Annotated in this window: 16 protein-coding genes and 2 other annotated features; of the genes, 15 read left to right on the top strand and 1 reads right to left on the bottom strand. The window is 42.6% G+C overall.

Annotation, left to right across the window (positions count from 1 at the left end; genetic code table 11):
* Nucleotides 1–187 precede the first annotated feature (187 nt).
* The 8 genes from AB5Z52_RS04730 to AB5Z52_RS04695 all read left to right on the top strand — a co-directional run bounded on the left by AB5Z52_RS04730 (nucleotide 188) and on the right by AB5Z52_RS04695 (nucleotide 7,722).
* Nucleotides 188–886: an NAD-dependent protein deacylase gene (locus AB5Z52_RS04730; RefSeq protein ID WP_288551675.1), complete on the top strand. Its 699-nt coding sequence runs from the start codon at nucleotides 188–190 to the stop codon at nucleotides 884–886.
* Between the two features lie 27 nt (nucleotides 887–913).
* Complete coding sequence (locus AB5Z52_RS04725) at nucleotides 914–1,807, top strand: chorismate mutase (protein WP_005470101.1); 894 nt, start codon at nucleotides 914–916, stop codon at nucleotides 1,805–1,807.
* Nucleotides 1,807–2,325, top strand: coding sequence for a transcription repressor NadR (locus AB5Z52_RS04720; protein WP_003128132.1), 519 nt, complete (start codon nucleotides 1,807–1,809; stop codon nucleotides 2,323–2,325). Before AB5Z52_RS04725 ends, AB5Z52_RS04720 begins: the two co-directional genes overlap by 1 nt.
* An 11-nt stretch (nucleotides 2,326–2,336) precedes the next feature.
* Nucleotides 2,337–2,858 (top strand): isochorismatase family protein, encoded by a 522-nt coding sequence (locus AB5Z52_RS04715; RefSeq protein ID WP_003128133.1) that lies wholly within the window; start codon nucleotides 2,337–2,339, stop codon nucleotides 2,856–2,858.
* Between the two features lie 53 nt (nucleotides 2,859–2,911).
* Nucleotides 2,912–3,160, top strand: a binding site (T-box leader).
* A gap of 75 nt (nucleotides 3,161–3,235) precedes the next feature.
* Nucleotides 3,236–3,474, top strand: a binding site (T-box leader).
* A 303-nt stretch (nucleotides 3,475–3,777) separates the two neighbouring features.
* Nucleotides 3,778–4,854, top strand: a complete 1,077-nt coding sequence (locus AB5Z52_RS04710; protein WP_005470105.1) for a methionine ABC transporter ATP-binding protein — start codon at nucleotides 3,778–3,780, stop codon at nucleotides 4,852–4,854.
* Complete coding sequence (locus AB5Z52_RS04705; RefSeq protein WP_003128135.1) at nucleotides 4,855–5,535, top strand: methionine ABC transporter permease; 681 nt, start codon at nucleotides 4,855–4,857, stop codon at nucleotides 5,533–5,535.
* A 51-nt stretch (nucleotides 5,536–5,586) separates the two neighbouring features.
* Nucleotides 5,587–6,420, top strand: coding sequence for a MetQ/NlpA family ABC transporter substrate-binding protein (locus AB5Z52_RS04700; protein WP_003128136.1), 834 nt, complete (start codon nucleotides 5,587–5,589; stop codon nucleotides 6,418–6,420).
* Nucleotides 6,421–6,519: 99 nt separating this feature from the next.
* Entirely contained in the window at nucleotides 6,520–7,722 is a 1,203-nt protein-coding gene (locus AB5Z52_RS04695; RefSeq protein WP_288551676.1) for a M20 family metallopeptidase, read from the top strand.
* Nucleotides 7,723–7,793: 71 nt separating this feature from the next.
* On the opposite strand, the gene def is transcribed toward AB5Z52_RS04695, so the two are convergent.
* A complete protein-coding gene (gene def / locus AB5Z52_RS04690) occupies nucleotides 7,794–8,357 on the bottom strand; it encodes a peptide deformylase (protein WP_003128139.1) in 564 nt (187 codons plus the stop codon).
* Between the two features lie 241 nt (nucleotides 8,358–8,598).
* Between def and AB5Z52_RS04685 the strand changes: the two genes are divergently transcribed.
* The 7 genes from AB5Z52_RS04685 to AB5Z52_RS04655 all read left to right on the top strand — a co-directional run bounded on the left by AB5Z52_RS04685 (nucleotide 8,599) and on the right by AB5Z52_RS04655 (nucleotide 18,370).
* Nucleotides 8,599–9,672, top strand: coding sequence for a DUF871 domain-containing protein (locus AB5Z52_RS04685; protein WP_005470109.1), 1,074 nt, complete (start codon nucleotides 8,599–8,601; stop codon nucleotides 9,670–9,672).
* Entirely contained in the window at nucleotides 9,659–10,561 is a 903-nt protein-coding gene (murQ, locus tag AB5Z52_RS04680; protein WP_005470111.1) for an N-acetylmuramic acid 6-phosphate etherase, read from the top strand. The genes AB5Z52_RS04685 and murQ overlap by 14 nt, the downstream gene beginning before the upstream one ends.
* A 13-nt stretch (nucleotides 10,562–10,574) precedes the next feature.
* On the top strand, nucleotides 10,575–12,542 hold the full coding sequence (locus AB5Z52_RS04675) for a glucose PTS transporter subunit IIA (RefSeq protein ID WP_003128142.1): 1,968 nt from the start codon (nucleotides 10,575–10,577) through the stop codon (nucleotides 12,540–12,542).
* 290 nt (nucleotides 12,543–12,832) lie between these two features.
* The gene (locus AB5Z52_RS04670; protein ID WP_003128143.1) at nucleotides 12,833–13,813 is read left to right on the top strand and encodes an LPXTG cell wall anchor domain-containing protein; all 981 of its coding nucleotides are present in this window, start codon (nucleotides 12,833–12,835) and stop codon (nucleotides 13,811–13,813) included.
* 279 nt (nucleotides 13,814–14,092) lie between these two features.
* Nucleotides 14,093–14,782 (top strand): TetR/AcrR family transcriptional regulator, encoded by a 690-nt coding sequence (locus tag AB5Z52_RS04665; RefSeq protein WP_003128144.1) that lies wholly within the window; start codon nucleotides 14,093–14,095, stop codon nucleotides 14,780–14,782.
* Nucleotides 14,766–16,493 carry an ABC transporter ATP-binding protein gene (locus tag AB5Z52_RS04660; protein WP_003128145.1) on the top strand — a complete coding sequence of 576 codons (1,728 nt, stop codon included), beginning with the start codon at nucleotides 14,766–14,768 and terminating at the stop codon, nucleotides 16,491–16,493. Before AB5Z52_RS04665 ends, AB5Z52_RS04660 begins: the two co-directional genes overlap by 17 nt.
* Nucleotides 16,490–18,370, top strand: a complete 1,881-nt coding sequence (locus AB5Z52_RS04655) for an ABC transporter ATP-binding protein (RefSeq protein WP_029486297.1) — start codon at nucleotides 16,490–16,492, stop codon at nucleotides 18,368–18,370. Before AB5Z52_RS04660 ends, AB5Z52_RS04655 begins: the two co-directional genes overlap by 4 nt.
* The last annotated feature ends 117 nt before the right edge of the window (nucleotides 18,371–18,487 follow it).

Here is an 18,487-nt window from a genome sequence, read left to right as displayed (position 1 = left end):
CCACGTTTTTTGTAGAATGTCATGAAAGAATCAATGAAATGAGCTGAAAATTCCAAGTGAAGATTTCCTTCCTGTTGAGGCTTTTTCAAGGGAAGGTTTGTGAAAAATCGCGGATGATGGTTATAAAAAATGGGGAAATTAGGTATACTATTAAAAAGTAGAACAATCACGGAAGGAGTTCAGCAAAATGTTAGTATCGATTGAAACAGCTGTCGAAAAGATTCAAGCTGCCGAGTCTATCACTTTTTTGACAGGAGCGGGCGTTTCAACCCCTTCCGGTATTCCGGATTACCGCTCTTTGAAAGGGATTTATCATGGCATTGAAGCGCCAGAATATCTGTTGAGTCATACTTGTATGGTCAGAGAGCCGGATAAATTTTATCAATTTGTCAAACATCTCTACCATCCTGAAGCAAAGCCCAATGTGATCCATCAGACGATGGCAGAGTTCGCTCAAGAACGGAACGTTTGGGTAGTCTCGCAAAACATTGATGGCCTCCATCAACAGGCGGGGAGTCAGCAGCGTATTGATTTCCACGGAACCCTTTACCGCTGTTACTGCCGTCAATGCTGTGCAGAAGTTCCTTGGCAAACCTATTTGACAGACTGGCATCATGCCGATTGCGGTGGACAGATTCGTCCAGCGATCGTCTTGTATGAAGAAGGTTTCAGCGAAGAAACAATTACTGCAGCTATCAACGCTGTGGCCAATGCACAGCTAGTGGTCGTGGTAGGCACCTCATTACAAGTCTATCCTTTTGCTGGTTTGTTGCAGTATCAAAATAGCCAGAATTGCTTGATCATCAACCAAACAATGCTTGAACAAAATACGACTCCTCAAGTTTTAGCAAGTGGGGAAACAGTTTTTGCAAAACTCTCACACTAAAATTGAAAAGGAGTATGGAGGCACATTATGACAGAACGTACAGAAAAAGAAAAAATGATTGCTGGTGAATTGTATTTTTCACCAGATCCAGAATTAGTTGCCGATCGCAAATTTGCCAGAGAACAAATGCACTTGATCAATCGGGAATCCGAACCGATGATCAAAGAACAACTGCTAAAAGAGACATTTGGTCAAGTGGCTGGCCGTATCTATATCGAACCGAATGTCCGCTTTGATTACGGCTATAATATTTCAGTTGGAAAAAATTTCTATGCCAATTATGATTGTATCTTTTTAGATGTTTGTCCCATTACCTTTGGTGATAACTGTATGCTAGCACCAAATGTTCGTCTCTTTACAGCTTCTCATCCATTGCATCCAGTCAAGCGTAATAGTGGCCTTGAGTATGGCGCACCAATTACAGTTGGCGACAATGCTTGGATCGGTGGCGGTGCAGTTATCCTTCCAGGTGTTCGCTTAGGCGATAACGTGGTCGTTGGTGCGGGAAGTGTCGTGACTAAATCGTTCCCTGATAACGTGGTGATCGCTGGAAATCCAGCTCGGATCATCAAAACCATTGAATCTGGTGAAACCATCGAAGAGATCGCAAAAGATGTCGCTCCCGCAACTAAAAGCACGACAGAAGTCGTTGCTGCTATCGATCATCAACGGGAGACGATCGATGCGATTGATCGAGAACTGACAGAATTATTAGAAAAACGCATGACAGCAGTCAGTGAAATCGTCCAATGGAAAAAACAGGAACAGACAGCAGTTCTGGATGAATCTCGGGAAGAAGCTGTTTTGAACAATGTTCGCCAGTCCGTTTCCAATAAAGCCTTCGAAGAAACGATTGTCGTAACCTTTGAGTCGATCATGGAACATTCTCGCACTTATCAAAAGAATCAATTGGAGGGATAATGATGGATGGAGCAACACGACGGGAAGCAATCATCAAGCAGTTGCAGACCGCCGAGAAACCGATCAGTGCTAGTAAATTAGCGGGTAAGTTAGGTGTCAGCCGCCAAATCATCGTTGGTGACATTGCCTTGTTGCGAGCAGCAGGAGAGGCTATCGTGGCTACCGCTCGCGGTTACCGCTTAGAAGCTGCAAGTGAGACAGGTCATGTCAGCAAACTTGCTGTGCAACACCGTCCGGAACAAACAGAAGAAGAATTGTTGACATTTGTCTCTTGCGGAATCGAAGTGATTGATGTGATCGTTGAGCATGAGATTTATGGGGAATTAACAGGGAATCTGCGGATCAAAACGGAACAAGATGTCGCAGACTTTATGCGGAAATACCAGCATTCACAAGCCCGCCTGCTTTCTGATTTGACCAATGGGATCCATCTCCATACGTTACGCTACCAAGAAGCAGCAGAGTTAGAGCAAGCAAAGCAATTGTTGGCTGATAAAGGAATCTTATACCAAAACTAAAGGAGAAGTGGATGCAAGATATTCTGATCATCGTTGATTTACAAAAAGGCGTGTGTTCAAACAATGGCACCAAACTGGATCATCTCGATTCGCTGCTGTTGTTTGCCAACCAGCGGATCCAAACTTACCGTCATGCACAACGCCCCGTTTTATTTGTGCAGCATGAGGAAGAAGAACTCGGCTACCAAACAGATGAATGGCTCTTACATCCAGATTTGGCTGTGCAAGCAACCGACTTGTTTTTGCGCAAGACTCATGCGAATAGCTTTTTCAATACCTCCTTACAGTCCTTGTTGACAAAGCACCATGTTCGCAGCATCGAATGGATCGGTGCGCAAACTGAATTTTGTATGGATGGCACGATCAAATTTGCCCATGGATTAGGGTATCAGAATGTGTTGTATCAGCAAGCAACGACTACTTATGCATCCGAAGGCTGGTCAGCTGCTGAAATCATTCATTGGTATGAGCGGATCTGGCAAGATCGCTATGCCCAGATTCTAGCATTGCCAAAAAATTCTGAAAAAAAATAGTTTTCTGATTGACAAGGTATCCTTTTTCCGGTAAAGTACATTTCAACAAGAATAACTATCCGTTGATAAGGAAAGTAATCGTAGATACTTTAAAGAGAGACTCTGGTTGGTGGAAAGAGTTAAGTCTGAAACGTTGAAAAATGGCCTTGGAGGATTGATTGTCGATAAGTAGGCAATCACGGAATCTGCTCTACCGTTAAAAGGAGCACCAATCTCTTGATGGAATTTTCTTGATAGACGTTGGGTTGAGGGAAGGGAAACCTTCTGAACAAAAGGTGGTAACACGAGTGATCGTCCTTTTATCAGCAGATGCTGGTAAAAGGACTTTTTTTGTTTTCATCGATCTTTGAAAATAAAAAGCGGCATAAAAAAATAGAGTCAACACGATGAATTGGTAAGTACAAAAGGAATGTTCCTAAACAGAGAGCTTCGGTAGCTGAAAAGAAGCAGGAAACGAATTTTGGAAAATGGCCAAGGAGTGATTCGTCCCGAGCAATGATGCAAGGCGGCGACGGCAGCATCCGTTATCTTGCTAGAGTATGATCGTACTCGAAGAGGAGCTATATGTGAATATAGCTTAAACTGAGGTGGTAACACGCAAAAAGGCGTCCTCAAGCAAGCCATAACTGGCTTGCTTGAGGACGCCTTTTTGCTGTGAATCACTGCGATTGGTCAAAGACCCGAGCAGATGATGAACAGTACTAGGCGACCGGAGGGAGCGTAGTAACCTCACCCCGAATCACTGCGATTGGTCAAAGACCATGCAAGTTCTTCTTAGCGTCAGCTTAGAAGCAACTGTAGGCGAAGCATAGAGTAGACGAGCAGATGATGAGCAGTAGTAGGTGACCGGAGGAAGCGTAGTTGATCATCCCCAAAAAATCAACTAGTTAATCAATCGGCGATAATAAGGAGGAAAAAAATGATTTCATTAAAGGATGTATCGGTGACATTTACACAACCAAACAAGGAGACGATCCAAGCGGTCAAAAATGTGTCACTAGAAGTAGATAAAGGCGATGTTTATGGGATCGTCGGCTATTCCGGCGCGGGTAAAAGTACCCTGGTACGCGTAATCAATTTATTGCAGCGGCCAACGTCAGGGAGTGTCGTAGTCAATCAGACTGAATTGACCGCATTACCGGCTAAAGCATTAAGAGAAAAAAGGAAAACGATCGGAATGATCTTTCAGCATTTCAATTTGATGGATAGCCGGAATGTCTTTGACAACGTGGATTTTTCCTTGAAATATGCAGGAATCTCCAAACAGGAACGTCGTCAAAAAGTGACAGAATTGCTGTCCTTGGTTGGACTGGAAGAAAAGGCAAGGTCGTTTCCTAGTCAACTTTCAGGGGGACAAAAGCAGCGAGTCGCCATCGCACGAGCATTAGCCAACGACCCAGAGATCTTGCTCTGCGATGAGGCGACTAGCGCACTTGATCCTAAGACAACATTACAGATACTTGCATTATTGAAAAAACTCAATCGTAAATTAGGGTTGACGATCGTCATTATCACTCATGAGATGCAAGTGGTGAAAGAAATCTGTAATAAAGTCGCTGTAATGGAAAATGGCGAGATCATTGAACAAGGAAAGAGTGTTCAAATTTTTAGCCAGCCGGCAAAACCGCTGACAAAAGACTTTATTCGGACTGCTACTCATATTGATCAAGCGCTGGAAACGATTCTCGGCAGTGCGAAATTCTCCTCATTGGCTGCCAACGAATGGCTGGTGGAACTGTCTTATGTTGGGGATCAGACCAATGAACCATTGATCGCACAATTGTTTAGTCGTTATCAAGTTACGACGAATATCCTCTACGGAAACGTAGAGATTCTGCAAGATGTTCCCATCGGTAGTTTGATCGTTAGTTTATCAGGGGAATATGGGCAGCGTAAACGAGCATTAGATTTTCTCGCGGATCAAGGTGTTTACACGAATATCATTAAGCAAAATCACGCGGAACCATTGAATAACGTGATTGAAGGAGGATTTTAGATGAGCACTTTTTTTGAACGGTATTTTCCCAATGTCGTTGCTATCTCTGATGAATTTGTAGAAGCAACGATCCAAACATTATACATGACCTTTTGGACAGCACTGATTGCAGGGATTTTAGGAATCATTTTGGGCATTGTTCTTGTCGTGACCCGACCAGGAGGTATTTTGGAAAGCCGCGGATTATTTGAACTTTTGGATAAAATCATCAACATCGTACGTTCCATTCCTTTTATTATCCTATTGGCTTTGTTAGGAACGACGACTCGTTTGATCGTAGGAACAACGATTGGGGAAACAGCTGCTTTGGTTCCATTGATTGCAGGGATCATTCCTTTCTTTGCTCGTCAAATCGAAATTGCCCTATTAGAAGTTGATCCTGGGGTTATTGAAGCGGCAGAAGCAATGGGAACCAGTCCATTGGGAATTATTGTGCGGGTCTATTTACCCGAAGGGTTGGCTGGGATCATTCGCGTCTCTGCTTTAACGATCATCAATGTGATTGGACTGACCGCAATGGCTGGTGCAGTTGGTGCTGGCGGTTTAGGAAACTTGGCGATCACCCGCGGCTATAATCGTTTCCAAAACGACGTCACCATCATGGCGACACTGATCATTTTAATTTTGGTCTTTTTTAGTCAATTTGTCAGCAATCTGTTGGTTAAAAAAGTCAGCCACTAAAAAGGACAAAAAAAACAAATAAAATTAAGTAGAAACTATTGGAGGAAGAAAATGAAAAAATTACTTAAAGCAATCGTGGTAGGTGCGGCATTATTATTTATTACTGGGTGCAGCAATAGCAATGCTGGAACAAAAGAGAAAGAAGTAACCGTCAAACTTGGAGTGATCGGTGCCGACACGGATGTTTGGGATGATGTCAAAGATCGTTTGAAAGATGAAGGTATCAACTTAGAATATGTTCAATTTTCTGATTATAATCAACCGAATGCGGCGTTGGCAGATGGTTCTATCGATATAAATTCTTTTCAACACCAGTTCTTTTTAGACAATTACAATAAAGAGTTTGGAACGGATCTTGTTTCTATCGGCAATACAGTCAATGCGCCGCTAGGGATTTATTCAGACAAGGTGAAAGATATCAAGGAATTGAAAGAAGGCGCGACAGTAGCAATTCCAAATGACGTCACCAATGGCGGCCGTGCGTTGTTGTTACTACAAAGCGCTGGCTTGATCAAAGTTGATGAAGCAGCAGGCCAGACGCCGACCGTTTCGGATATCACTGAAAACAATCAAAAGTTGAAAATCTCTGAGTTAGATGCTGCCCAAACTGCCCGCGCATTATCAGATGTTGATATTTCAGTAATCAATAGCGGAATGGCTGTGGATGCTGGCTTTGTTCCGACAGAAGATGCGATCTTCTTAGAGCCTGTAGATGAAACGGCTCGCCCATACGTGAACATCATTGCTGCGCGTAAAGAAGATCAAGACAACGAAGTGTATCAAAAAGTTGTTGCTGCTTATCAAACGGACGAAACAAAGAAAGTTATCGAAGAAACATCGAAAGGTTCTAGCGTTCCAGCCTGGGAGACATTTGGCGCGAAGTAAAGAAGAGTATAGCAAGAATGCCTACCTTTCTGAGGCAGGAGCTGTGAGACCACTGACTATTCATACTTATTTATCCATATTAAAGGGAGAGAAAATCATATGACAACAACTGTAAAAACTTCTATTAAAGAATTTATCGCACAACGCTTACCGGAATACCAAGAACTAGCTTTGGATATTCATGATCATCCAGAAGTCAGCAACTATGAATTTTATTCTGCAGATGCGCTGATTGCCCAATTAGAAAAAGAAGGATTCACCGTGGAAAAAGAAGTGGCTGGTCATCGTACAGGGTTCGATGCCCGTTATCAAAGCGGCAAACCTGGACCAACATTAGCTTTTTTGGCAGAATATGATGCGCTGCCCGGCATCGGTCATGCCTGTGGGCACAATCTCTTTGGAACTTATTCTGTATTGGCTGCTAGTGCGTTGCAACCTTATGTAGATGAACTAGGAGGAGAAATCCGCGTTTATGGTACTCCTGGTGAAGAGGGGGGCGAAAATGGCTCAGCAAAGGGCAGTTTTGTGCGTGAAGGATTTTTTGAGGATGTCGATGCTGCATTGTGCGTGCATCCAGCTTATCGCTATGGCAAAACCACCGCATCTTTGGCTAATGATCCTGTCGATATCAAATTTTATGGTCGGGCATCCCATGCGGCAGCGGCACCAGAGAAAGGCATTAATGCGTTAGAGGCATTGATCCAAGTTTTTAATGGGATCAATGGGTTGCGTCTTCATTTGCCGAAAGATGTCAACATTCATGGCGTGATCACTGATGGTGGTGTGGCAGCGAATGTTGTTCCAGAATATGCAGCTGGACGTTTTTATTTACGAGCAGTCAATCGGGCGACACTAGATGAAGTCTATGAGAAAGTGGAGAATATCGTTAAAGGAGCAGCTTTAGCAACAGGAACGACTTATGAATTTGGACTCTTCCAGAATTCAGTCGACGATGTGATCGTAACACCAAGTTTTGATGAACTATTCTTTGCCCATACTCAGGAAGTTGGCGTTCCCCAAGCAGAGATCGATGTGGAAACAAAAGCAAGTTTAGGCTCTTCAGATGTAGGAAACGTCAGCCAAGTGATCCCCACGATCCAGCCAACTGTCTCAATTTCGGATGAATACATTGCTGGTCACTCCGAGGAATTTAAAGCGGCTGCTCGAAGTACCAAAGGACTGAACTCGATTGCGATCGCAGCGGAATTACTCGCATTGACTGCATTAGATCTTTATCAAAAGCCAGAATTGTTGTCTCAAATCAAAGCGGACCATCAAGCCAGCTTGGCAAAGGGAAATTAATCCTAATGAATGACGACTAAAGTAAACAAGAGCGCATTCCCACTTGGGAGTGCGCTCTTGTTTACTAATCGTTAATCGATCACTAAAATTCCTTCTTTTAATGAGAAAGGATTTTTTTCATTGATGTGATCATAGAACATGACACCATTCAAATGGTCGATTTCATGTTGCACGACGATAGCTGCATAGTTCTTCAAACGAACTTTTTGCTTCTTGCCTTGCATGTCATAATAGCTGATCGTGATTCGGGCGTGACGTACGACATAGCCTGGTACTTCCCGGTCTACAGACAGACAGCCTTCGCCTTCACCTAAACATGCCTCTTGTACGGAGTGGCTTAAGATTTTAGGATTGTACAACACATCTTTAAATTCAGGTTCTGGATTTTCAGGATCGCTACTAGGAACTAAAACAGCAGTGATTCTTTTAGAAATATCTAGTTGAGGTGCTGCTAAACCGACTCCGCCTCGTAAATTCAATTCTTCGGCTTTCACTGGGTCTTGGCTATTTTCTAGAAACTCCATCATGTCTTTCCCTAATTGAATGTCCGCTTCACTTAATGGAAAGGGGACTTCTTTTGCTACTTCCCGCAAAGTTGGGTTGCCTTCGCGAATAATATCATCCATTGTAATCATTGATGATGTGATTCCTCCTACTATGTAAAAATTACGCGCTCGTTGACTCCTTATAAAGTGTACCACAACTAATGGCCGAACCGCATTAGAAAGTTTAAGGGACAACTTTTTCTTAAAAAATACACCGTTATGAAATTATATTTCTTTTTATAATTATATATTACGAAATATAGTTGCAAAAACAAACAGGCCGTTGTATAATCATTTTGTAGAAAACGGTACCAGCAAGGAGGAATCAACAATGTTTGGGTTTTCAGTATTTATGAATGCCGATTTGACTACCACAGACATCGATGCCATCGAAGAAATGGCGCTTCAAGGTTTTTCTGGGATTTTTACATCCATGCATATACCAGAAGATGATGCCGCCAGTTATCGCCAACGATTGACAACACTTGGTGAAATAGCAAAAAAGAATCGGTTGTCATTAATGGTAGATATTTCAGGAGAGGCATTGGCTAAAGCAGGATTTTCCTATAAAGAGTTAAATGAACTGACGGATCGGGGAGTCACTGGGCTGCGAATGGATTACGCGATCGACAATCAGACCATTGCTCAATTATCTCGTAAAATAACTATTAGTTTAAATGCGAGTACATTGACTGAAAAAGATATTAACGAGTTGAACACCTATCAGGCAGATTTTTCTAATCTAGAGGCGTGGCACAATTACTATCCGCGTCCGGAGACGGGATTAGACAAAGAATGGTTTCAGGCCAAAAATCAGTGGTTGAAACAACAAGGTTTTCTTGTACAGGCCTTTGTTGCTGGGGATGCGAATAAAAGAGGTCCTCTTTACCAAGGATTGCCGACACTGGAAGCGCATCGCAGCATGAGCCCCTTCGCAGCAGCACTGGAGTTGTTGAGGGATTGTGCCGTTGATGCTGTCTACATTGGTGATGGTATCGTGACCCCTGCTTCTTTGAAGCAATTCAGTTCTTATCTAGCCGATCAGACCGTCCTTCTTCGCATAAAGGATATTGGTTCTGCCTATTATCAACATATTTTAGGAGAGCATGAGAACCGGCAAGATGAGGCAAGAGATGTGATTCGCAGTGCAAATGCCCGATTTGCTGAAGTCCCATTGATTTCCCCAGAAACTGCTCAAAAACGGGTTGTCGGAGCTGTGACTATCGATAATCAAGATTACTTGCGCTATATGGGGGAAATCCAAATTTGTAAGCGAATCCTGCCCGCAGATGACAAAGTCAATGTCGCTGCGCAAGTGATTGAAGAAGATCTCCCCTTGCTCCAACAAATCAAAGCAGGAATGCGATTCAAAATAGAAAGAGATGAGAGAAATGACAATGATTAATTTAGAAAACTTAACGACTGAAAGACGAAATCAAGCAACATTTGGCTTGGATGAAATGACTGTGGCAGAGGCTTGTCAGAAAATGAATGCCGAAGACCAGAAAGTTGCTCAATCCGTTGAAAAGGAATTGCCAAGCATTGAAAAAGTAATTCAGCAAACGATTCAATCTTTCAAAAAAGGGGGACGATTGATCTATCTCGGTGCTGGTACCAGCGGACGACTAGGAGTTTTAGATGCCGCTGAATGTGTCCCTACTTTTGGGGTCTCACCGGATATGGTGATCGGTTTGATTGCTGGCGGTGAAGAAGCAATGACTGTAGCGGTTGAGGGGGCAGAAGATTCTGTTGAATTAGGGCGTCAAGACTTGATTGACCTGAAGCTGACGGAAAATGATATGGTCATTGGGATCGCAGCCAGCGGCCGCACACCTTATGTCATTGGAGCACTAGACTATGCAAATGAAATCGGGGCTACCACAGGAACGATCGCCTGCAACAAACAAGCAGAAATTTCAAAACATGCCAGCTTCCCGATCGAAGTGGATTGCGGACCAGAATTTCTGACAGGTTCTACCCGATTGAAATCAGGGACTGCTCAAAAATTGATTTTGAACATGATTTCCACGATTTCGATGGTAGGCATCGGAAAAGTGTACAATAATTTAATGGTCGATGTTAAACCAACGAACGACAAACTCGTTGAACGGGCCAAGAGAATCATCATGCAAGCCACCGAAGCAGATTATGAAACGGCGGCAGACTACTTTGAAAAAGCCGATCAAAATGTGAAGTTAGCGATCGTTATGCTGCTTACCAATAGTGAAAAAGAAGAAGCTGCTGCAAAGCTGGTACAATCAGAAGGGTTCGTTAAAGGAACGTTAGAAGGATAGGAGGAAAAAATCAATGGCAAAAGAAGAACTGACAGTTACACAACTAGCAGAAAAAATATTTCAAGAATCAGGCGGTATCGAGAATGTTGCCTCTGTCACTCATTGTATGACTCGAGTACGGATGACGGTTCGAGATCACAACAAGGTCAGCAAGCAAGGGTTACAAAACATTCCCGGAGTCTTAGGAGTAGTGGACGATGAACAACTGCAAGTGATCATCGGTCCTGGAAAAGTCAATAAAGTAGCAAATGCCATGGCGGCACAAGCGGGTGTTGATCTAGGGCAAGAAATTCCTGTGGCAGCCACCAGTGGAAAAGAGGCTGTGAATGCGAAAGCAGCAGAAATGAAAGCTGCTCAAAAAGCGAAACAAAAACAATCACCAATCAAGTCATTATTGAAAGATATTTCGAATATTTTTGTCCCAATGATCCCAGCGTTTGTCGGTGCTGGTCTCGTTGCTGGTATTGCTTCTGTTATGACGAACTTGATCACTGCAGGAAAAATCGATGGCGACACGTGGAATTATTATGTCATGATTTTAAATATCTTAAAAAACGGGATGTTTTCTTATTTAGTGATCTTCACAGGTGTCAATGCAGCTCAAGTATTTAAAGCGAACCCAACGCTAGGTGGTGTCATTGGGTCGGTCGTCTTATTGACTGGAATGAATCCAGAAGCCCCAATCACCAACCTCTTTACAGGAGATCCTCTGGCAGTTGGACAAGGAGGGATCATCGGTGTGATCTTTGCAGTCTGGTTGCTGGCTAAACTGGAAACTGTTTTGCACCGAGTGATTCCTGAAGCCATTGATATCATCGTTACCCCAACTTTGTGTTTGTTAGCGATCGGTTTGGCAGAGATCTTTTTGATCATGCCATTAGCTGGGTTTATTTCAGACAGTTTGGTTGGCTCAATCAATTGGGTATTAAATGTCGGCGGCGCATTCTCAGGTTTTGTTCTCGGAGCAACCTTCTTGCCAATGGTCATGTTTGGTCTACATCAAATCTTGACACCGATCCACATTCAAATGATCGAAGCAACTGGCAGCACACAGTTATTGCCAATCTTAGCAATGGCTGGCGCTGGTCAAGTAGGGGCGGCATTAGCCCTGTGGATTCGTCTGCGAAAAGATAAAGAACTTTCTGAAATGATCAAAGGCGCTTTGCCAGTAGGGATTTTAGGTATTGGAGAACCATTGATCTACGGTGTAACACTGCCATTAGGCCGACCATTTATTACGGCATGTATCGGAGGCGGAATCGGTGGGGCGGTTATCGGCGCATTGTCGAATATCGGCGCTACCGCCATTGGACCTTCTGGAGTAGCTTTGATTCCGTTGATTGCGAACGGTCATTGGTTAGGCTATGTCTTTGGTTTATTAGCAGGATATGCAGGTGGCTTTGTGGCTACTTACTTCTTTGGGATTCCTAAAGACCGTTTAGCTGCTGTCAATGCTGTTGATGAAGAAGTACCGGCGGCTACTTCAACGACGGCTACAACACCAGCAACGTCTGCAGCACCTGAAACTATTGAACTATATGCAGTTGCTGAAGGAACCGTTCATGCGATTACAGAGTCAAAGGATCCTGTTTTTTCTCAAAAAATGATGGGTGACGGATATTATGTAGCTCCTGCAAATGGAAAAATCTATGCACCAGCTGCAGGAACTGTAACAACGATCTTCCCAACCAAACATGCCATTGGAATCACGACACCAAATGGACTTGAGATTCTGCTGCATATGGGTGTCGATACCGTTGAGCTACAAGGCAAGCCTTTCAATATCCTCGTCCAAGAAGGGCAACAAGTGACTGCCGCTACACAAGTTGCTGAAGTTGATCTGGCAGAATTGGCAGCTAGCAATAAAGCAACTGATATGCTTGTTGTACTCACCAATATGGAACAAGTTATCTCAGAAACCATGACTGCTAAAGGAACAGTCACAAGTGCTAGTCCTGTGATGACTGTACAAGTCAAATAGTTAAAAAACAGCTAGATTCGAATGGTACAATTTTTTCTACCCATGTGTCATTCGGTGATTAAGAACGCTTCGTCCCGTACTGCTGAATGATGATCTCGTTAATGCTTCTGTTAATGTGAATCATCTGAAGTGGTTCGGGATTTTTTGTTAGGGAAGAAGCGGAGTGCATCGGAAGACATTGAATATCTTTTAAATTTCTTAAGGAAGTGCCTTTTTACATTGCGAATAATTTACTATTGTGTTACATTCGTGTTACAAAGAAATCCTGAGAATCCTGAGGAGGTAAAGGAATGAAAAAGAGTATCTGGTTCATGAGCTGTCTATTATTTTTACCAATTACTGCCATTGCAGAGGAAACAACGGAATCATCAGAAACGATTCAATCTACGCAATCAACTGAAGAAATCATTTCGACAGAAGCGACGGTTTCGAATACTGAAATGGAATCAACCGCTGACACTGCACAAAGTAGTGAATCCGTGACGACACAGCCCGAGGATGTGGTAGAAGCCATTGTCGCTCAAACAGGCGTTCAAGCAAGTCCTGAGTCAGAAACCATTACAGAACAAAGTGATTTGCGCTCTGCTTTTACTAGAGGCATCACTGATGGAAGTGTGACAGCTTTCACGCAAGATGAGTTGGATCAATTGACCGATCAGCAATTAAAAGATGCAGAGACACTAGCATTACGATATAGCCAAGATGTGATGGGAATGGATATCGGCTATTTTGCTCGGATCGTTCGCGCTCTTTTTATCGATCATCTCTTATCTTGGGAGAAGATTGAACCGCAGCTAGCCTTTGATCCAAGCAGCTACTCTTCTTTTGCAGCGTTGATTCCAGAACTGGATCGCTTAAAAACATATCTGCAAGTTGTTTACCCAACAAATGGTGTTTATATTTCCCCGGAACAGCCAATTTCAGATGAATGGTTGACATCGATTTTGTCACACTTAGATGAAGAAGTAGCTACCAGTGGTTCAGAAACATTGTTTCCAGGTCGGATTGGCTGGATCATTTACGCTGTGAATCAAGGTCATTATCTCCCAGCAGCTTCTGAAGTAACGGGGAATACCGAATCTTCTGATACGTCTGCTGCCAACACTTCGTCGGAACAAACAACAACTAGCAAAACAGAAGTAGCTAGTGCTACTTCGGACAGTCGAGCATTGCCAAAAACGGGAGAGACCGTCAATTGGTTTTTGCCAGTCGTTGGAGTCGTTTTGTTAGTCGGAGTAGGCTGTGTCCTGTGGGTTAGAAAGAAAAAATAGATGTTATTTAAAATCGAAAAACGGCTGTTGTGCAGTGGCTTCCTTTCTTAAGGAATAGCCGCTGCTTTTTTTGTTTTCAGAAAAAGACAATGAATCTATTTTCAATGAAATGAAATCACTAAGCGAATTTCCTTTTTATAAAGAAAATGACTTTCATAAAATATTCAAACTTTTTTACTTGCATTCTCTCATGAGGGGTGTATAATGACACAGTGTCATATGACAACCTGTCATAATAATTGTTGTCATTTATCATTTGAACTGAAAGGAGAGATGACGATGCCAACGGATACGTTTTTCCATTTGCCATTAGATAAGCAAAAACGCATTTTAAGCGCTGCTAAGAAAGAATTTTCTCGGGTCCCATTGAAGGATGCTTCGATTGCCAATATCATCAAAGACGCAGAAATCCCTCGGGGAAGTTTTTATCAGTATTTTGAAAATAAGGAAGACTTATACTACTACTATTTTCATACGTTGAAAAAAAACAGTCAGCGGGATTTGATTCGTTCCATTCAACACGAAAAGGGCGATCTGTTTGCTGGCTTTGAATGGTATTTTTCTCGGATGATCGAAGAAGTGTTAGAAGGAAAAAATGCAAAATTTTATCGCAATCTCTTCATGAGTATGGATTATCGTTCTTTGCGAAAAGTGATGCCGGATATCCACAAAAAACCACTCTACGGCTCTCACAAAGAGCATCAAGAAGCGAGACAGAAGTGGGAAGAAGAATTTTTTGCTGAGATCGACAAAGACTTATTACGGGTCAAGGATGATCATGAATTGAAAATGCTCGTCCAACTGTTGATGCACACCGTTTTTTCTACGATTGCTGAAGCATACCGAGAGTTAGCAGAAAATCATGCCTATGATCCTTCGCTAGCAACGACTGATTTCAATAACAAAATCAGCTGGCTAAGAGATGGCGCACAAAAAGAAAGAGGGGAAAAGAATGACAAAGTTGATTAAACGAGTTTCACTCGTTTCGGCACTGATGGCCGTTGCCTTTATGGTTGTACAAGTAATAGCAGATCTCTATTTACCGACATTAACGTCGAATATCATTAATAATGGCGTTGCAACTGGAGACATTGATTATATCTGGCGTACCGGCTTTTTAATGATCGGTTTTTCACTGATCAGTATTCTGGCTGCATTAGGCAATACATTCTTTGCTACTAGAGAATCACAAAAATTGGGGCAAAAATTACGGACAGATATTTATGAAAAAGTAGAAAATTTCTCCGCACGTTCTTTTGATAAATTCGGAACTGCCTCTTTGATCACTCGTACGACTAATGACGTCAACCAAATTCAAATGGTGGCACAAATGTTCTTGCGGATGATGATCAATGCACCAATCACTTTGATCGGAGCAAGCTTCTTGGCCTATCAAAAAGACGCTCAGTTAACCAAAATCTTTTTAGTCGTTATTCCAATTATGATCGTTTTGGTTGGTGGAATCATGTATTTTGCTGTGCCACTTTTCAAAAGCATGCAGAAAAAAACTGACCGTCTGAATTTGGTCTTCCGTGAAGGATTGACTGGAGTGCGGGTCATTCGAGCTTTCGATAAGACCGGGTATGAAGCCAATCGCTTTGATGAAGCCAATAAAGACTATACCCACACGGCCATCAAAGTAAATACTATCGTGGCACTTATGATGCCTTTGATGACATTGATTATGAGTGGGACCAATATTGCCATCACTTGGTTTGGTGGACATTATATTGCTGAAATGACATTAGAAGTTGGGAATCTGATTGCATTCATGACGTATGCCATGCAAATCTTGATCAGTTTTATGATGCTGTCAATGATCTTTGTGATGGTCCCAAGAGCACAAGCCTCTGCAGATCGGATCAATGAAGTATTAGACGAAGAAGAAGAGATCGTTGATGATAAAGCACCTAAGATGATTCAATTAAAAGGTGATCAAGCCACACTTGCTTTTGATCACGTCAACTATCGTTACCACGGTGCAGAAAAATTAGCACTGCAAGACATTGATTTTCAAGCAAAATCGGGTGATTTTGTGGCAATCATTGGTGGTACGGGTTCTGGGAAGACGACATTGGTCAATTTGCTGCCTCGGCTCTATGATATCGAATCAGGAGCGATCCGCATCAATGGAGTGAATATCGCTGAAGTAACACAGCATAATTTGCGGGACTCAGTTGGTTTCGTCCCACAAAAAGCGGTTTTATTTACTGGTACGATTCGAGAAAACATGAAATACGGTAGACCAGATGCGACAGATGAAGAAATCTGGAAAGCACTGGAAATCGCACAAGCCAAAGAGTTTGTTTCAGAATTGAGCGAAGGCTTAGACAGTCATGTAGAACAAGGCGGCGGAAATTTCTCCGGCGGCCAACGTCAACGGTTAGCGATCGCTCGGGCATTAGTGAAACAAGCCGATGTGTATGTGTTTGATGATTCTTTCTCAGCGCTGGACTTTAAGACAGATGCACAGCTGCGAGCGGCATTGAAAAAAGACATGAAGAACAGCATTATGGTTGTAGTCGCACAACGGGTAAGTACAGTAATGGATGCAGACACGATCCTTGTCCTTGACGAAGGTCAATTGGTGGGTAAAGGAACCCATGAAGAATTGATGGCCTCAAACCAAACGTATCAAGAAATCGTATCATCTCAATTGAGAGAGGAGGATGTGGCATGAGTGAACGGAAAAACCAAGCACCTCGCGGCGGTGGACCGATGGGTGGCGGTCCAGGGCGCAACATTGGAGCGAAAGGACCAAAAGCAAAAAATTTCTGGGGAACGGTAAAACGACTTTTCGGTTATATGTCGAAACGTTCTATCGCAATCATTTCGGTATTTGTTTTAGCGATTGCCGCCGTAATCTTCCAGATTCAAACACCAAAGATCTTAGGGGAAGCAACAACCGAAATCTTTAAAGGTGTTATGATTGGTGCAGAGCAAATGAAAGCTGGAAAAACTGTCACCGAATTTCCGATCGATTTTGATAAAGTAGGACAAATCATTATGATCGCTATCGGTATGTATGTTATTTCTGCTATTTTCAATTTCTTGCAACAATTCATCATGACCCGTGTATCACAACGGACCGTCTATGAACTGCGTCGTGATTTAGAAGAAAAAATGAATCGCTTGCCGATTTCTTACTATGATACCCATTCAAACGGAGATATCATGTCACGGGCAATCAATGATATGGATAATATCGCCAGCACCCTCCAACAAAACTTGACCCAATTTATTACCAGTTTTGTTACTTTAGTCGGAGTGTTGTGGATGATGCTAACGATTAGCTGGCAGTTGACATTGGTTGCATTAGCAACGGTGCCGCTAAGCTTGATCGTCGTAATGATCGTCGCACCAAAATCACAAAAATTCTTTGCTGCGCAACAAAAGAGCTTGGGATTACTGAATAATCAGGTTGAAGAAACCTATGGCGGCCATACCGTTGTCAAAACCTTTAACCATGAAGCGGCTGATCAAAAAGTATTTGAAGAAGAAAACGATCGTCTGTATAGTGCTGGTTGGAAAGCACAATTCATTTCCGCAATCATTATGCCATTGATGAACTTCATCAAGAACTTGGGCTATGTCTTTGTCGCAGTTCTGGGTGGGATCAAAGTAGCGAATGGGAACATGACTTTGGGGGATGTGCAAGCATTCTTGCAATACACGAACCAATTCTCACAACCGATCACTCAAATTGCTAGTTTATTGAATACGATCCAATCAACTGTTGCATCAGCAGAACGGGTCTTTGAGGTCTTGGATGAAGAAGAAATGTCAGATGAACCTTCTGGATTACCCGTGGAAGAAAGCGACTATAAAGTTCGTTTTGACCATGTTCAATTCGGTTATACACCAGACAACTTATTGATGACCGATTTTAATCTAGACGTCAAAGCTGGGGAAATGGTAGCTATCGTTGGACCTACCGGTGCCGGTAAAACGACATTGATTAATCTGTTGGAACGATTCTATGATGTTTCCGGCGGTAGTATTCGCTACGACGGTCGGGACACAAGAGATCTGACCCGTGATGAGCTTCGTAGCAACATATCAATGGTTCTACAAGATACATGGCTATTTACAGGATCAATCTATGACAATATCCATTACGGCAATGACAAAGCGACGAAAGAACAAGTAATCGAAGCCGCTAAAGCTGCTCACGTGGATGACTTTGTTCGCAAGCTGCCGGACGGATATGATACGGTCCTCAATGAAGAAGCTAGCAATATCTCTCAAGGACAACGACAATTGATTACGATCGCGCGCGCCTTCTTAGCTGATCCAGATGTGTTGATCTTGGATGAAGCAACATCTAGTGTGGATACTCGGACCGAGATTCTCATCCAAAAAGCCATGAACAAATTGTTGGAAAATCGGACAAGTTTTGTCGTTGCTCACCGCTTATCTACCATTCGGGATGCCGACAATATTATTGTGATGAATCATGGTTCGATTGTCGAAACCGGAAACCATGACACATTGATGGCTAAGAATGGTTTTTATGCGGACTTGTATAACAGCCAATTTTCAGAAGATGCGGCCTGATACAAGAAGACAACGATTTTATTCAATCGATTTTTGTGAATATAAACAAGAATGAAGAGAAGCGTTAAGCTTCTCTTTTTTTTGTTGGAATGAATATTTTCGTTATAAAATAAATAA

Origin of the sequence: Enterococcus sp. RTP21361st1_A6_RTP21361_211029 (assembly GCF_040910045.1) — a bacterium.
Classification (GTDB): Bacteria; Bacillota; Bacilli; order Lactobacillales; family Enterococcaceae; genus Enterococcus_D; species Enterococcus_D gallinarum.
This window is presented reverse-complemented; position numbering and strand designations above follow the sequence as displayed.

Excerpts from the sequence above, each read along its gene's own strand:
- AB5Z52_RS04665 (WP_003128144.1), top strand. The coding sequence starts at position 14,093 with ATGCCAACGGATACGTTTTTCCATTTGCCATTAGATAAGCAAAAACGC.
- AB5Z52_RS04730 (WP_288551675.1), top strand. The coding sequence starts at position 188 with ATGTTAGTATCGATTGAAACAGCTGTCGAAAAGATTCAAGCTGCCGAG.
- AB5Z52_RS04660 (WP_003128145.1), top strand. The coding sequence starts at position 14,766 with ATGACAAAGTTGATTAAACGAGTTTCACTCGTTTCGGCACTGATGGCC.
- def (WP_003128139.1), bottom strand. The coding sequence starts at position 8,357 with ATGATTACAATGGATGATATTATTCGCGAAGGCAACCCAACTTTGCGG.
- AB5Z52_RS04685 (WP_005470109.1), top strand. The coding sequence starts at position 8,599 with ATGTTTGGGTTTTCAGTATTTATGAATGCCGATTTGACTACCACAGAC.
- AB5Z52_RS04715 (WP_003128133.1), top strand. The coding sequence starts at position 2,337 with ATGCAAGATATTCTGATCATCGTTGATTTACAAAAAGGCGTGTGTTCA.
- AB5Z52_RS04675 (WP_003128142.1), top strand. The coding sequence starts at position 10,575 with ATGGCAAAAGAAGAACTGACAGTTACACAACTAGCAGAAAAAATATTT.
- AB5Z52_RS04720 (WP_003128132.1), top strand. The coding sequence starts at position 1,807 with ATGATGGATGGAGCAACACGACGGGAAGCAATCATCAAGCAGTTGCAG.
- AB5Z52_RS04655 (WP_029486297.1), top strand. The coding sequence starts at position 16,490 with ATGAGTGAACGGAAAAACCAAGCACCTCGCGGCGGTGGACCGATGGGT.
- AB5Z52_RS04670 (WP_003128143.1), top strand. The coding sequence starts at position 12,833 with ATGAAAAAGAGTATCTGGTTCATGAGCTGTCTATTATTTTTACCAATT.
- AB5Z52_RS04700 (WP_003128136.1), top strand. The coding sequence starts at position 5,587 with ATGAAAAAATTACTTAAAGCAATCGTGGTAGGTGCGGCATTATTATTT.
- AB5Z52_RS04710 (WP_005470105.1), top strand. The coding sequence starts at position 3,778 with ATGATTTCATTAAAGGATGTATCGGTGACATTTACACAACCAAACAAG.
- AB5Z52_RS04705 (WP_003128135.1), top strand. The coding sequence starts at position 4,855 with ATGAGCACTTTTTTTGAACGGTATTTTCCCAATGTCGTTGCTATCTCT.
- murQ (WP_005470111.1), top strand. The coding sequence starts at position 9,659 with ATGACAATGATTAATTTAGAAAACTTAACGACTGAAAGACGAAATCAA.
- AB5Z52_RS04725 (WP_005470101.1), top strand. The coding sequence starts at position 914 with ATGACAGAACGTACAGAAAAAGAAAAAATGATTGCTGGTGAATTGTAT.
- AB5Z52_RS04695 (WP_288551676.1), top strand. The coding sequence starts at position 6,520 with ATGACAACAACTGTAAAAACTTCTATTAAAGAATTTATCGCACAACGC.